Source organism: Exiguobacterium sp. ZOR0005 (genome assembly GCF_000798975.1).
Taxonomy (GTDB): domain Bacteria; phylum Bacillota; class Bacilli; order Exiguobacteriales; family Exiguobacteriaceae; genus Exiguobacterium; species Exiguobacterium aurantiacum.
The window spans coordinates 1-12,956 of record NZ_JTLB01000038.1; the positions used below are offsets into that span (position 1 = coordinate 1).

A 12,956-nucleotide genomic window follows, 5' to 3' on the forward strand; every position below is an offset into this window, starting at 1 on the left:
GACCGAGGAAATGTCTCGGCTGGAAGACCGCACACGAGGCCTTCGCGGAGGAAGTGTTGCGCTTAATTTGACAAACCGTCCATTCGAAACAAGATCAAACATTTAAAGCTATCTATTCATCAACCGATCGAAATCAATTCGAGGATTTGAATCACTTGACCCAGTTGTTGAATTCCTCTAAAGGATTCATACTCAATGCGTTTCAAATTGATTACTATCAATCATTACCTAGGCTCATCACAAGAATGCTAAAAGAAAATCGTTCTTATAAAAAGTTATACGTTCTCGGCCCAGAACTATCTCTTTCTATTCTAAAGCGCAGTTCGAAAACCGTCTATGAGAAACATTTCCAAGAGTTTGGGTACATCAACGTTGAACAAGATCAAAAATATGTAATTAATCAGTGCTTAAAACTTTTAAAAGAAGGGCATATCTTGTATATTTTACCTGAAGCGTCTATTTGTTGGCGCCCTGAACCATTAAATCAATTTGAAAACAAACTTTCTCCTCTTTGCAGCACGTTACTCAGTCAAGAGGCGGATGTTCCAATCCTATCTTCTGCAACAACAGAAGATTCAGACAAAGTGACTTTGTTTGAACCGAACATGCCTCAACAGTATGTGGGCGATTTAGAATCACGGGTTGAACAACAATCCGAATCGATTTACGCCCTATTAGATTCCCCACTCTCTGACTTCTGAGTATCCTCACACTAGGGATCTTTGCTTATCCACATAAACCTATACTCATTGGAGGAATTTAATCATGAAAAAAGTAACAGGGATTGTATTTATCGCAGCTGCTATTCTATTGTTAGGAAGCTCTTTCAAGCCACTGGCCGACGAATTACCACGTTTAGTAAAAATCGAATCACCAGTCCAAAAGTTTGCTGATGAATTACCGCGACTTGTTAAAATTGAAGCTCCAGCTCAAAAGTTTGCCGATGAGCTACCTCGATTAGTTAAAGCGGATGAATCTATTCAAAAATTCGCTGACGAACTCCCACGCCTTATTTAACTTCTTTAAAGAGACGCCCAAGCGTCTCTTTTTTTGTTCGCTCTATCCGCTTTTCAAAAAAAGATAAATAAATTACATATTAACCTCCATTTTTTTCTTGTTTCCTTATATAATAACGAAGACATGATGACGATTACATTTCTTCGTTATTTCATTAATGATGCAGAACAAAGGAGCGGACCCCGATTGAATACAAAGAAACCATCTTGGCCTATTAAACTAATCATTAGCTCATCTCTCGTCCTAACCGGGACGGCAGTCGTTCCGTTCACTCTTTCTTCGACCGGTATCGACACGAACCGAGTCGAGGCAGCTTCTACATACACGACAACAGCGAATTTGAATTTACGTAAGAGTGCTTCGACGTCCGGGACGATTCTCATGACGATCCCGTCCGGTAAGGCCGTCACATACCTTGGCACACACGGATCGTGGTATAAAATCTCGTACGGCGGAAAGACTGGATATGTTTCGTCTCAATATGTGAAAGTATCTTCTACTATGACGACGAGTTCCACGAAAACGTACACGACGACGGTCAACTTGAACTTGCGCAAGAGCGCGTCAGCGACCGGTACGATTCTCATGACGATTCCATCAGGGCGCAATGTCACTTATCTCGGCACGTACGGCGCGTGGTATAAAGTATCGTACGGCGGTCAGACCGGCTACGTCTCGTCTCAATATTTGAAAGCCACAACGACGACGACCGCTACGAAAACCTACTCTACGACTGTCAATTTGAACTTACGGAGAAGCGCTTCTTCGACGGGCACGATCCTTTTGACCATTCCCGCCGGACGCACGGTGACGTATCTCGGTACGTATGGCTCATGGTATAAAGTGTCCTACGGTGGACGGACCGGCTACGTCTCATCGCAATACTTGAAAGCGACGACGACAACAACGAACACGTCAACGGGTTCAGGACGAACGATTGTCATCGACGCTGGCCATGGCGGCAACGATCCTGGCGCGGTATATGGCTCCGTCCAAGAGAAAGTTCTCACTCTCGACATCGCCAATCGTCTGGCCAGTTCACTTTCGGGGACGTACAACTACAACGTCAAAATGACGCGCTCGACCGACACGTACTTGACGCTCGCCAACCGTGTTTCACTCACGAAGACGTATAAAGGAAGTGCCTTCGTCAGCATTCATGCCAACTCGTCGACGAACACGTCGTTCCACGGACATGAAGTGCTCGTACCGACGACTGAAAGCTATACGACGAATCCTTATATTTCGGCAAGCCGCAGCTTAGGGACCGCCATCAATCGTGAACTCGGCGCCCGCATCCCGACGATCCGAAACCGCGGTGTGAAATATCAGAACGTATATGTCGTCGGAAAAAATAGTGTTCCCTCAACGATTGTCGAATACGGCTTCATCACAAACGCCAATGACCGCTCTCATTTGACGAGCACGACGTATCGGCAACGGATGGCCGAGGCGACCGCTTCCGGTATCCATCAGTTCATGCGCTCCAACTATTAATCCGCACAAGACCTGGCTGAATTCAGCCAGGTCTTGTTGTTATCCGCCATATTTTATGCGGGGCCCCAGGTCCCCAGTAATGTTCGATCGTCAGTGCCGGTTCACCGAGCAATTGCTCCCAATACGCCTGAGACGTCGGAAATCCCGCATCCAAGTAAAACGTCGTCTGTCCCGTCGATGTCAGTTCCCTCATCACACTTTGGAGCAAGAACGTCCCCACACCTTGTCGTTGGGCGCTTGGAGCGACATAGACACAACCGACCTCAACCGCATCTGGCTCGACATCTAAGTGAGCGGTAATAATCTCGTTCGGCGGCAAAGTGGCTGCGGTGCCAACGATGACGCCAACTCGTTCGACGACATACACGTGGACGGACTCATCGTCAAAACTGTCTTGAATGGTCGTATTGAGACGCGCGACTTCTTCTTCCAACAGATCGGCATCTTCAAACTGTTCGCGGCGAATCAAGTCACTCAAACTTTCCATGAAAAGACGTTGGAGCGACTTCACATCGTCTCGTCCAATCGGGCGAAAGTTCACGGATACCCCTTCTTTCTGTCTCTCATTTTGTAGTCTTTACCCGCCACATCACCGCAGGTAACGCTCGGCCGAAACGTCACGGCCGCCATCAACTATTTCACACACAAAAATAGTTCATATAAATGAAGCATAATGATAGGTAGACTCCTAGTTGCCGAGTATAATTAAATCTACAACAACATCACATTTCAGCGAGGTAACTATGGAACCAGTAGTCGAACACTCAATGAGTCATAATTATTTTCTCGTGATTCTTTCTTATATCATCGCCGCCGTTTCTGCTTATGCCGCCATCGAACTGGCCCGGCGCGTCAACTCGACGAACCGTTCCGCGCAAAATATGTGGATCTTAGCGGGAGGCGCCACGCTCGGACTCGGCATTTGGTCGATGCACTTTATCGCCATGCTCGCCCATGAGACGCTTCGACCGGTCACGTATTCGATTCCGCTCGTCTTCTTGTCGGTCGTGATCGCGATGGCCGGCTGTATTCTCGGTTTTTTGATCGTCTCACGTCGTACGACTCGTCCTGCCTTGCTCGGTGCGAGCGTTTTGATGGGAGTCAGTATCGCCAGTATGCATTACATCGGCATGGATGCGATTCAAGGCGTCACCATCTCGTACAATTCTTGGTTGGCCGTCTTGTCACTTGGCATTGCCATCTTCGCCTCGCTCGTCGCCTTATGGATCGGCTTCTTCTCGAAGTACGCGAAACAAAAGATCGACCTCGAGCTGAAAGTATTCTTCTCCCTACTTATGGGCGTCGCCATTTTCGGGATGCATTACGTCGGCATGATGGCATCTTCGTTCACATTTTTAGAAGGGAACAACCCGGCTGTCATCGGGATCGAGCCATCGCTTCTCGCCTGGCTCGTGACGGCCATCACGATCATCTTGTTCGCCATCTTCTTCTTGTCGCTCACTCTCGACCGGCACTTGCGTCGCCGCGAGTTGATTCAAGCGACGATTCTCGATTCGACGACGGACGCGGTCGTCACGACCTCAAAAGACGGAGTGATTCAATATGCGAACACGGCGTTCTATCGTCTGTTCGACCAACGCGAAGATCAGTTCTTCCAAGACTATCACGCCTCATTGTCCATTCAGCAACCGTTCTATGAAGCGCATCGGCTCGATATCGATGAGAAGACGATCGAAGTGACGTCTTACCCGCTTAAAGGGGAAACGATGGACCAAGTGCTTTGGTTCTTACGTGACGTTTCCGAGACGATCGCCTCACAACGGCTCGTCGAGCATATGGCGTTCCACGATTCGCTCACGGATTTGCCGAACCGGCATAAGCTTGAACGTATCCTCGCCGATCACATCCGCGTCGAAGACCCGGTTGCCTGTCTATATATCGATATCGATCGTTGGCGTTTCTTGAGCGATATGCTCGGCCATAACGGCTCCGACCAATTGGCGCTTCAAATCGCGGATCGTCTCAAGCATACGATCCATCCGGACGATGTCTTGACCCGCGTCGGATCGTCGGAGTTCATCATCTTGCTATTCGATAAGCGAAGCACGCTCGCCAAACAGAAGGCTGAAAAATGCATCAAGGCGATTTCTCAACCGTTCGATATCGACGGCACGACCGTCGAGTTAACGATGAGCGCCGGAATTAGTCATTATCCGAAAGACACGACATCGGCGGATGAACTTGTCCAATATGCCCGCCTCGCTGTGCATGAGTCGAAACGGACCGGTAAAAATCAAATCAAAGAGTTCGAGGATGAATCGAAACAACAGATTTTACGTACGGTCGAGATTGAGAAGGCGTTAGCCCAAGCACTTGACCGCGAAGAGTTCTCGCTCGTCTATCAACCGAAAGTCTCACTCACGCATAATCGACTTGAAGGAGTCGAGGCATTGCTTCGTTGGCATCACCCTGTGCTCGGCCACGTCGGACCTGATGATTTCATCCCGATCGCTGAGAATACTGGATTGATCCACCCTATCGGGACATGGGTCATGCGAGAGTCATGCCGGGCCTGGGTCCGTTGGCATAAGGCCGGTATGAAGCCGTTCACCTTGTCCGTCAACGTTTCCCCTCTCCAATTCGCGCGTGAGGATTTCGTCGAGACGTTGCAATCGATTCTTGACGAGACCGGGATGGATCCGATGTTCCTCGAACTCGAAGTGACCGAGTCATCGATGCTTTCCTATGAAGCGTCAACACGAGAGAAGCTCACGCAACTCCATCAGTTCGGGATTTTGATCTCACTCGACGACTTCGGGACCGGTTATTCATCGTTCCGCCAACTTCGGGAACTTCCCGTCCAAGTGCTCAAGATTGATCGCTCATTCATCATCAACTTATTCACGGACCGGAACCAAGAAGCGATCGTCCGCTCGATGATTCAACTCGGCCACAACCTTGGCATGAAAGTGCTCATGGAAGGCGTGGAGACGTCCGACCAACTCGAATGGCTGCTGAACGAAAGATGCGACTATGTCCAAGGCTATTACTTCAGTCGTCCGCTTCGAGAGAAAGATGTCGTGAAACACGTCAAATCCGTGACGACGTATATCGAGTTCGGCAAGACCCGGACGTAACGAGACTGCAGTTCGCTGCAGTCTTTTTTGTATGCAAAAATCCTCCCATGCCGCTCGGGCACAGGAGAATCAAGTTACGAGACACGCGCTTTTTCTTGCTCGCGAATCAAGTGATATTGTTCGAGGATCAGTGTCGTTAGCGTGTCCTCTTCATGGAGACCGAGATATTTCTCAACCGTCGACAAGATTCCTGACTCTTCGATCGACAAATAGAGTTCAGAAGATTCTGAATCCTCAGGGTTGTAATAGTTCAAGGCAGCGGCGATCCCATAGGCGAGCTCGTTCGGCTCGATGCCGTTGTCGATGAGTTCACGGGCCGGTTTGACGAGCCGGTCACTCGGACCGAGTTTACGAATCGGGGAACGGGCGACGCGCGAGATCTCATCTTTTAATTTCGGGTTTTCAAAGCGCTTGATGATCTTTTGAATGTACTGGCTATGTTCTTTCGCTTCGAAGCCGTACTTTTCAAGCAACAGCCAACCGGTCTCATACAATGCGCCTTGCACGACTTGGCGGACGCGACGATCTTTCAACGCCTCGTCGATCGTCCCTTTCTCAAACAAAGAGCCGATATATGACGCGATGGCGTGACCCGTGTTGACCGTGAACAGCTTCCGCTCGATATATGGACCAATCTCGTCGACCCACGTCACACCGTGAAGCGGGGGCCGCACGTCCAATCCTTGCGTTTCGATGACCCATTCATAAAACGTCTCGACTTCGACATAGAGCGGATCAACGTGTTGCTGTAACGGCACGATGCGGTCGACGGCCGCGTTCGGGAACGAGACGTCTGCCGAACCGACACCACCTGCTGCTTCAACTTCTCGTTGTAGCGAGGCGCTGCCACCGATCATGTTCTCACACGCGATGACGTAAACTGGCGCGTCTGAGGCACGATCTCGTAGTCCCATGCTGATGAGCGGAGCGACTTTTGGAAGTAACGTCGGTCCAACCGCCGTCGTGACAAGATCGGCCTCGGCGATGAGCGCGATGACGCGCTCCGGGTCTTTCAAGCTGTTGACGCCGCGTACCCGGTCGACGACGACGTTGTCAACGCCTTCTTCGGCGAATCCGACCTCGTAATAGCGTTTCGCCTCGAGCGCTTCAATCACCGTATCGTTAATATCAACGAACGTCACCTCGTACCCACTCTGATTGAGCAAGAGCCCGATAAAACCGCGTCCGATGTTTCCTGCCCCGAAATGTACAGCTTTCATTACGCCACCTCTTCCATGAATAGCGACAAAATCTCTTCTTTTGTCTCGGCACGAACTAACCGCTCGACGTTATCTTCGTCCGAACAGATGACGGCGATTTGGGAAAGGAGTTCAAGATGCTCATCGTTCACCCCAGCGATGCCAATGACGAGTTTCGCCGTCTGTCCTCCAAAATCGACCCCTTCAGGCACTTGAATAATCGAGATGCCCGTCTTTTGAACGGCCGATTTCGCTTCTTCCGTCCCGTGTGGAATCGCCACCTGGTTCCCGATATACACGCTCGAGAGCGCTTGACGCTCATGCATCGCCTCGATATAGGCCGGTGATACGCAACCGGCGGCGTGTAACACCTCTCCGGCTGCGTTGATCGCTTCGGCAGTCGTATTGAACGTTTGATTGAGTCGAATCATCTCTGTCTGAATGAATGGCATTTTAGTTCCTCCTATACCTAAACCTTGTCTCTGTCTGCGTTGTTATGAGATTTTGCTACGTTCTGCTTTAATTTCTTCAATCAATTGGTCATAGTAGTCCGCGTTCAAGAAGTTCGTCACCGAGCGATGGATTGCGTTCGGTGCCTGTTCTTCGGCACGGTCTGTCAAATCTTGATGGGTGATGACGAATTGCGCGTCTTTCGGCAATTGGCTGATGGACGTGTTCGTCACTTTGATTGGCAAGTTCGCCTTATTCACTTTATTGCGTAGGACCGAAGCCCCCATCGCGCTTGAGCCCATACCGGCGTCACAAGCAAAGATGATGTGGTCGACTTTGTCGAGACGGTCTTGTACGAGCGCTGACGCATAAGACTGCTTGCCTTTCATCGCGCTGACGTTTTGTGTCGCTTCTTCGAGTGACACTTCTTCGGCCGCGCTCGACTTCAAAATGACGCTCGCAACGGCGAAGGTCACCGCTGCTGATAAGAGGATCCCTGCAATCAGCCCGACGTGTGAACCGCGTGATGCCATCGCGAGAATCGCGAAGATACTACCTGGTGAAGCTGGTGCGACGAGACCGACATCGAACAAGACGAATGTGAAGATACCTGTCGCGCCCCCGGCGATCATCGCCAAGATCAAAATCGGTTTCATCAACACGTATGGGAAGTAAATCTCATGGATCCCACCGAGGAAGTGGATGATCGCTGCCCCAGGAGCTGTCCGTTTGGCTGCGCCTTTAGCGAAGAACATGTAAGCGAGAAGTAAACCAAGACCTGGTCCCGGGTTTGCTTCAAGTAAGAAGAGAACCGATTTTCCAGCGTCGGCGACTTGATCGACACCGAGCGGGCTCAAAATCCCGTGGTTGATGGCGTTGTTCAAGAAGAGGACTTTTGCTGGTTCAATGAACAAACTTGCGATTGGAAGCAACTTCGCCCCGACGATCCAGTCGACGCCTGCTGCCATGACTTTGTCGAGTCCGCTCATGATCGGCCCGAAGATCTCGAAACCACCAAGCATGAGAAGACCACCGACGATCCCGACCGAGAAGTTGTTGACGAGCATCTCGAATCCGGCTTTTACTTTTCCTTCAAGGGCACGGTCGACTTGACGGATGATGTAACCGCCGAGTGGACCCATGATCATCGCACCAAGGAACATCGGAATGTCCGTCCCGACGATGACACCCATCGTGGCGAGCGCCCCGACGACACCGCCTCGAACGTCATGAAGCAATTTACCACCTGTGAACCCGATCAAGAGTGGTAAGAGATACGTGATCGTCGGACCGACGAGCTCGGCCAAGTTCTCATTCGGCCACCATCCTGTCGGGATGAAGAGTGCTGTGATGATCCCCCAAGCGATGAAGGCGCCGATGTTCGGCATGACCATCCCGCTCAGGAAACTCCCGAACCGTTGTACTTTGACTCGAACCCCGCCCGAGCCAGCTTGCGTATTCGCCATGTATAAAACCTCCAGTCCTTAATTGTGAAAGGTTGTTGTGTAGTGTAGCTAACCGGTTTGTGCTCTACACCTGTATTGTAGACCCGGAGTAAGCGCTTACTCAATTCAATCCAGTTCATAGTTTGGCAACATTTCGTGCCAAACAAAAAAATGACCACGACGGGTCATTTCTCGTGCAGCGCGTCTTGCATCATGTTTTTCATGCAATCATGAAGCAATAGGCGCAGTTCTTTCTTTGATCCGGTACTATATAAGGTCATCTGTTCTTCACTTTCGATGAGCGAGCCACTGACCGCACTCAAAAACTGGAGCTCGATGTCGCGCGCCTCTTCTGGTGCCAGCAACACGAGCAGACGGGAGACGGGTTCCGTCGATTGATCCATCATGAGAAGCGGAATCGACGTCGTCAAATCGAACGCGAACACACTCGCCCGTTCAATCGACGGGTGACGTCCGTGGAACAACGCCAGCTTCGTACCGGGAATACCGAGACCGGCCACTTCGTGTCGGCGGAGCAGTTGCGCCGACAATTGGATTCCACTCTCGACGAGACCGCGTTCTTCTAAATGTGTGCCGAGGTCGAATAAGATGTCCTCGAGCCGGTCACTATTGTCGAGCGTGACGAGGTCGAACTGACGGTCCATCCGCTCAAACGTCTCGACGAGTTCACCGAGCTCACGAAAATCAAGCATCTTCGAACGTGACTTCACATCTTTTGTTTGGAACGATTGTGGCAGCGACAACAGCAAGTGACGGACCCGCTGCACTTCCTCGGTCGTCAACAACGGATTGACCATGAGCGTCGGCACCGCTAAGGGCGGCAGCGGGACGGTCGACAGAATGACATCGTAATCATCGAGCCGGTGCTGTTCAAGGCCAAACAACGACGAGTTGACGACATTTTGCATCTCCGGGAACTCTTGCTTCACGCGATTGACAAGCATCTTTGACGAGCCGAGGCCGGCCGAACAGACGACGAGCGCCCGATATTCGCGACGACGCACTGGTTTGACGAGCGCGGCCGCAAAATGCATCGCCCAAAACACCGTTTCGTCTTCTGTGAACGTGTTCGTCCCGAAAACGATATCGGCTGCCTGTTGGATGGCCGCCCGCAAGTTCGGATAGTCTCGGTCGATGTGCGGCCGGACCGTCTCCGTATCTGGAAGCGCCTGCGTGTTCAAGCTCGACAAGATATGGGCGAGCAGTCCTTTCTCGAGCGCGGTATCGTCGGTGAAGGCGAACCCATGGATGAGGGAGACGTGATGGATTAGTTTATGCACGCGAATCTGCATGACCCAACGTTCTTCCTCGTCTTCTTGCATCTGTTCTTTTAAGGAGCGGAGCCGATTCGCTTCTTCCGCAAACCAGACACGCTCAGCCATCGAAAACGGGACCCCGAGTGCCGTTTCCATTTCTTGAGCGACTTTCAAATAATCGTCCGAACGACCTTTCGTGTACATCTCTAAGAAGAAGCCGGCATCGAGTCGCGCTTGTTGCACCCCGTAGGCGAACGTGACGCGCATGATCGTCCGATCATCCATCCGTTCGAATGAATGATTCTTTAAATAGTCGTAACCGTCCCGAAGCGCCTCGAGCATGACATCACATGGGACCGTCTTCAAGAAGGCAGGGATGTAGTCGTCTTCACCGCGAACGAAACGGTAAAACGCGAGCGTGTCCCAATGCGCCATGAGCGCATTGATCATGAGTTTACGCTTTTCTGCCTCCAGGCCGAGCACTTGAGCGCCGACCCCTTTCTTCCGTTCGACTTCGAGGTTGTACTCGTCGAACCAGCGGTCTAGCTTCTCCAAGTCTTGCGTGAGCGTGCTCGGAGAGACGTGCATCTGCTTCGCGACGGCCTGCAGTTTCAGCATGTCTTTCTCAAATAAGAGCCGCCACGCCAGTTCAAAGATACGGTCCTCCGCCGTCGGGATCGCCTCGGCTGAAAGAATCAAATCCTCCCGCAGTTGCTGTTTCGCATTCGCTGCGCCGACGAGACTGAGTCCTCGCCCTCGCTGCCACGATAGTTCAAGTTCGAACTCTTTTAACACACCTTCGAGCAATTGGCGTTCTCGTTGAATCGTCCGTTCAGACAAATTCACCGCTTGCGCAATCTCCGCGAGCGGTGTCGACGTCTCCGTACCTAATAGATGTAGTAAAATCGAGCGCTCTCGAGCGCTCCACTCATGCTTCATATCGCTTCACCCATTCCTCGACGATTTGTCGATATTCCTCGAGCGACAACATGTTTCTGACCGGGCGAACGTACGCCGTTGGATGCGATGGTCGGTTCGTTCCGTCTTGATAGATGACCAACTTCACGTCGTCAGGGATGTCCCGACCTGTACCGTGTGCCACTTCGCACATAAGACGCCCCGAACACGCTTGGGCAAACAGCTTCGCCGCCATCGCGCTTGTGACGAAGCCGCATGGACAGGCAATGTATACGTTCATGTCAAACCTTCTTTCGTCGCTTATCTTTATATAACCATACGATGGAACCGCTTACTTCACCTACTATTTTGCTTGTTGGCAAAGAAATCGGCAAGCAGTAAAAAGCACCTCTCCTCAAGCGGAAAGGTGCTTTGTATAAAGTTAAGCGGTCTTAAGGCGATTCCGTACATGAATCGACTTCATGACGGCCCGGGCGATCGGTTGGGCGAACAGCAGCTCGACCCAGAACGCGATGCCGAAGTTACGGAACCACGTCGGGAAAAAGTGCTGTAACGTATCAACATTGATTTCCCCCATCCCAATCCACGGTCCGATAATCGTCATGAAAAATGAGATTATCGATACGTTCAACACGATGTTCAGTAAGATGCGGGCGTTGAAACCATCCGTTTCTCCGGCCAATCGTTTGAACAGGATCCCAACTATCGGTTTGACGATGAAGCGAATCAAAATCATGAGCGCAAGCCAAGCGAACGGGATGATTTTGAGTGTGACGACATAATGGGCGACGCTAAAACCGCGGTCCATACCGACAATGATCGGCGCAATCATGTTCACGGACAAGATGGAAATAATCAGCATGAACAAAACGCCTTCTTTAGGATTTTGAGGTAATCGGTCTTCTTGGTACATAGGTAAGCCTCCACACAACATATGATTTCAGCTGGTAGACGTGTCTCGCGACATATATTTTCGGTCTGAGACCGATATCTCTACGAACTGATTGTCATAGTGTAGCAAGTTGGAGGCTTGCTTCGTAAGCATTATTTTTAGAATTTATTCAACCGTCACCGATTTCGCCAAGTTGCGCGGCTTGTCGACGTCGCAACCCCGGGCGAGCGCGGCGTAATACGCCATCAATTGGACCGGGAGCACCGTCACGAGCGGGGCGAGAAGCGGTTCGACGTGCGGCAAGATGAACTCGTCGTCCTCATGCTCGACCCCTTGCATCGAGATGATGCAGGCGTTCGCGCCACGGGCGACGACTTCTTTGACGTTGCTGCGAATGTTCAAGTTCGTCTTCGGCTGCGAGATGAGTGCGATGACCGGCGTCCCGTCCTCGATCAAGGCAATCGATCCGTGCTTGAGCTCTCCACCTGGATAGCCTTCCGCTTGGATATACGAGATCTCCTTCACTTTGAGCGCGCCTTCTAAACAAACCGACGCGTCGAGCCCGCGTCCGATGAAGAACGTGTTCGGTGTCGTCTTCAAGTAACGTTCTGCCAAATCTTCGAACAGTTCTTTTTGTGACATGACCGAGTCCATGATCGTCGCGACACGCGCGAGTTCTGGCATCAATTCGAACGGTAGCTCTTTTCCGTTCGCGCGGACAATATCATAGGCGAGGATGGCGAGCACCGCGATTTGAGCCGTGTACGCCTTCGTCGACGCGACCGCGATCTCTGGTCCAGCGTGGAGGAGCATCGTCTCGTTCGCCTCACGCGAGAGCGTCGACCCTGGCACGTTCGTCATCGTCAGCGCCTTATGGCCACGCTTCTTCACTTCGACGAGGACGGCTCGGCTGTCGGCCGTCTCCCCGGACTGCGACAAGAAGACAAAGAGCGGACGTTCACTTAAAAGTGGCATATTGTAGCCGAACTCTGATGAGATATGCACCTCGGTCGGGATGCCGGCAATCCGTTCTAAAATGTCTTTCCCGACGAGCCCGGCGTTATAGCTCGTGCCGCACGCGACGATATAGATGCGGTCGGCCTCAGAGACGAGCGAGCGCACGCCTTCCGTGAGCTCGATGTCGCCGTCGGCGTTCTGATAGT

Annotated in this window: 12 protein-coding genes; 4 read left to right on the forward strand and 8 right to left on the reverse strand. The window is 51.5% G+C overall.

Going from position 1 to position 12,956, the window contains the following annotated elements; genetic code table 11:
• Positions 1-155 precede the first annotated feature (155 nt).
• The 3 genes from L971_RS14380 to L971_RS14390 all read left to right on the forward strand — a co-directional run bounded on the left by L971_RS14380 (position 156) and on the right by L971_RS14390 (position 2,514).
• Positions 156-701, forward strand: coding sequence for a hypothetical protein (locus tag L971_RS14380; RefSeq protein WP_197053185.1), 546 nt, complete (start codon positions 156-158; stop codon positions 699-701).
• A gap of 64 nt (positions 702-765) precedes the next feature.
• Positions 766-1,017 carry a hypothetical protein gene (locus L971_RS14385; protein WP_047376450.1) on the forward strand — a complete coding sequence of 84 codons (252 nt, stop codon included), beginning with the start codon at positions 766-768 and terminating at the stop codon, positions 1,015-1,017.
• 186 nt (positions 1,018-1,203) lie between these two features.
• A complete protein-coding gene (locus L971_RS14390) occupies positions 1,204-2,514 on the forward strand; it encodes an N-acetylmuramoyl-L-alanine amidase (protein ID WP_231557621.1) in 1,311 nt (436 codons plus the stop codon).
• A gap of 22 nt (positions 2,515-2,536) precedes the next feature.
• On the opposite strand, the gene L971_RS14395 is transcribed toward L971_RS14390, so the two are convergent.
• Positions 2,537-3,055 (reverse strand): GNAT family N-acetyltransferase, encoded by a 519-nt coding sequence (locus L971_RS14395; protein WP_047376454.1) that lies wholly within the window; start codon positions 3,053-3,055, stop codon positions 2,537-2,539.
• Between the two features lie 226 nt (positions 3,056-3,281).
• On the opposite strand from L971_RS14395, the gene L971_RS14400 reads away from it, so the two are divergent.
• On the forward strand, positions 3,282-5,612 hold the full coding sequence (locus L971_RS14400; RefSeq protein WP_231557622.1) for an EAL domain-containing protein: 2,331 nt from the start codon (positions 3,282-3,284) through the stop codon (positions 5,610-5,612).
• A 74-nt stretch (positions 5,613-5,686) separates the two neighbouring features.
• On the opposite strand, the gene L971_RS14405 is transcribed toward L971_RS14400, so the two are convergent.
• The 7 genes from L971_RS14405 to L971_RS14435 form a co-directional block, all read right to left on the reverse strand.
• Positions 5,687-6,832, reverse strand: coding sequence for a mannitol-1-phosphate 5-dehydrogenase (locus L971_RS14405; protein WP_024371985.1), 1,146 nt, complete (start codon positions 6,830-6,832; stop codon positions 5,687-5,689).
• A complete protein-coding gene (locus L971_RS15245; RefSeq protein ID WP_024371986.1) occupies positions 6,832-7,263 on the reverse strand; it encodes a PTS sugar transporter subunit IIA in 432 nt (143 codons plus the stop codon). Before L971_RS15245 ends, L971_RS14405 begins: the two co-directional genes overlap by 1 nt.
• Positions 7,264-7,305: 42 nt before the next feature.
• Complete coding sequence (locus L971_RS14415; protein ID WP_029333682.1) at positions 7,306-8,727, reverse strand: PTS mannitol transporter subunit IICB; 1,422 nt, start codon at positions 8,725-8,727, stop codon at positions 7,306-7,308.
• Between the two features lie 164 nt (positions 8,728-8,891).
• Entirely contained in the window at positions 8,892-10,922 is a 2,031-nt protein-coding gene (locus tag L971_RS14420; RefSeq protein ID WP_047376457.1) for a PTS sugar transporter subunit IIA, read from the reverse strand.
• Complete coding sequence (locus tag L971_RS14425; protein WP_047376459.1) at positions 10,912-11,181, reverse strand: hypothetical protein; 270 nt, start codon at positions 11,179-11,181, stop codon at positions 10,912-10,914. Before L971_RS14425 ends, L971_RS14420 begins: the two co-directional genes overlap by 11 nt.
• A gap of 141 nt (positions 11,182-11,322) precedes the next feature.
• Complete coding sequence (locus L971_RS14430; protein ID WP_047376461.1) at positions 11,323-11,814, reverse strand: hypothetical protein; 492 nt, start codon at positions 11,812-11,814, stop codon at positions 11,323-11,325.
• Positions 11,815-11,958: 144 nt separating this feature from the next.
• The coding region (locus L971_RS14435; protein ID WP_047376463.1) for an isomerizing glutamine--fructose-6-phosphate transaminase at positions 11,959-12,956 on the reverse strand (998 nt) is incomplete at its 5' end.

Excerpts from the sequence above, each read along its gene's own strand:
- L971_RS14385 (WP_047376450.1), top strand. The coding sequence starts at position 766 with ATGAAAAAAGTAACAGGGATTGTATTTATCGCAGCTGCTATTCTATTG.
- L971_RS14400 (WP_231557622.1), top strand. The coding sequence starts at position 3,282 with ATGAGTCATAATTATTTTCTCGTGATTCTTTCTTATATCATCGCCGCC.
- L971_RS14405 (WP_024371985.1), bottom strand. The coding sequence starts at position 6,832 with ATGAAAGCTGTACATTTCGGGGCAGGAAACATCGGACGCGGTTTTATC.
- L971_RS15245 (WP_024371986.1), bottom strand. The coding sequence starts at position 7,263 with ATGCCATTCATTCAGACAGAGATGATTCGACTCAATCAAACGTTCAAT.
- L971_RS14415 (WP_029333682.1), bottom strand. The coding sequence starts at position 8,727 with ATGGCGAATACGCAAGCTGGCTCGGGCGGGGTTCGAGTCAAAGTACAA.
- L971_RS14420 (WP_047376457.1), bottom strand. The coding sequence starts at position 10,922 with ATGAAGCATGAGTGGAGCGCTCGAGAGCGCTCGATTTTACTACATCTA.
- L971_RS14425 (WP_047376459.1), bottom strand. The coding sequence starts at position 11,181 with ATGAACGTATACATTGCCTGTCCATGCGGCTTCGTCACAAGCGCGATG.
- L971_RS14430 (WP_047376461.1), bottom strand. The coding sequence starts at position 11,814 with ATGTACCAAGAAGACCGATTACCTCAAAATCCTAAAGAAGGCGTTTTG.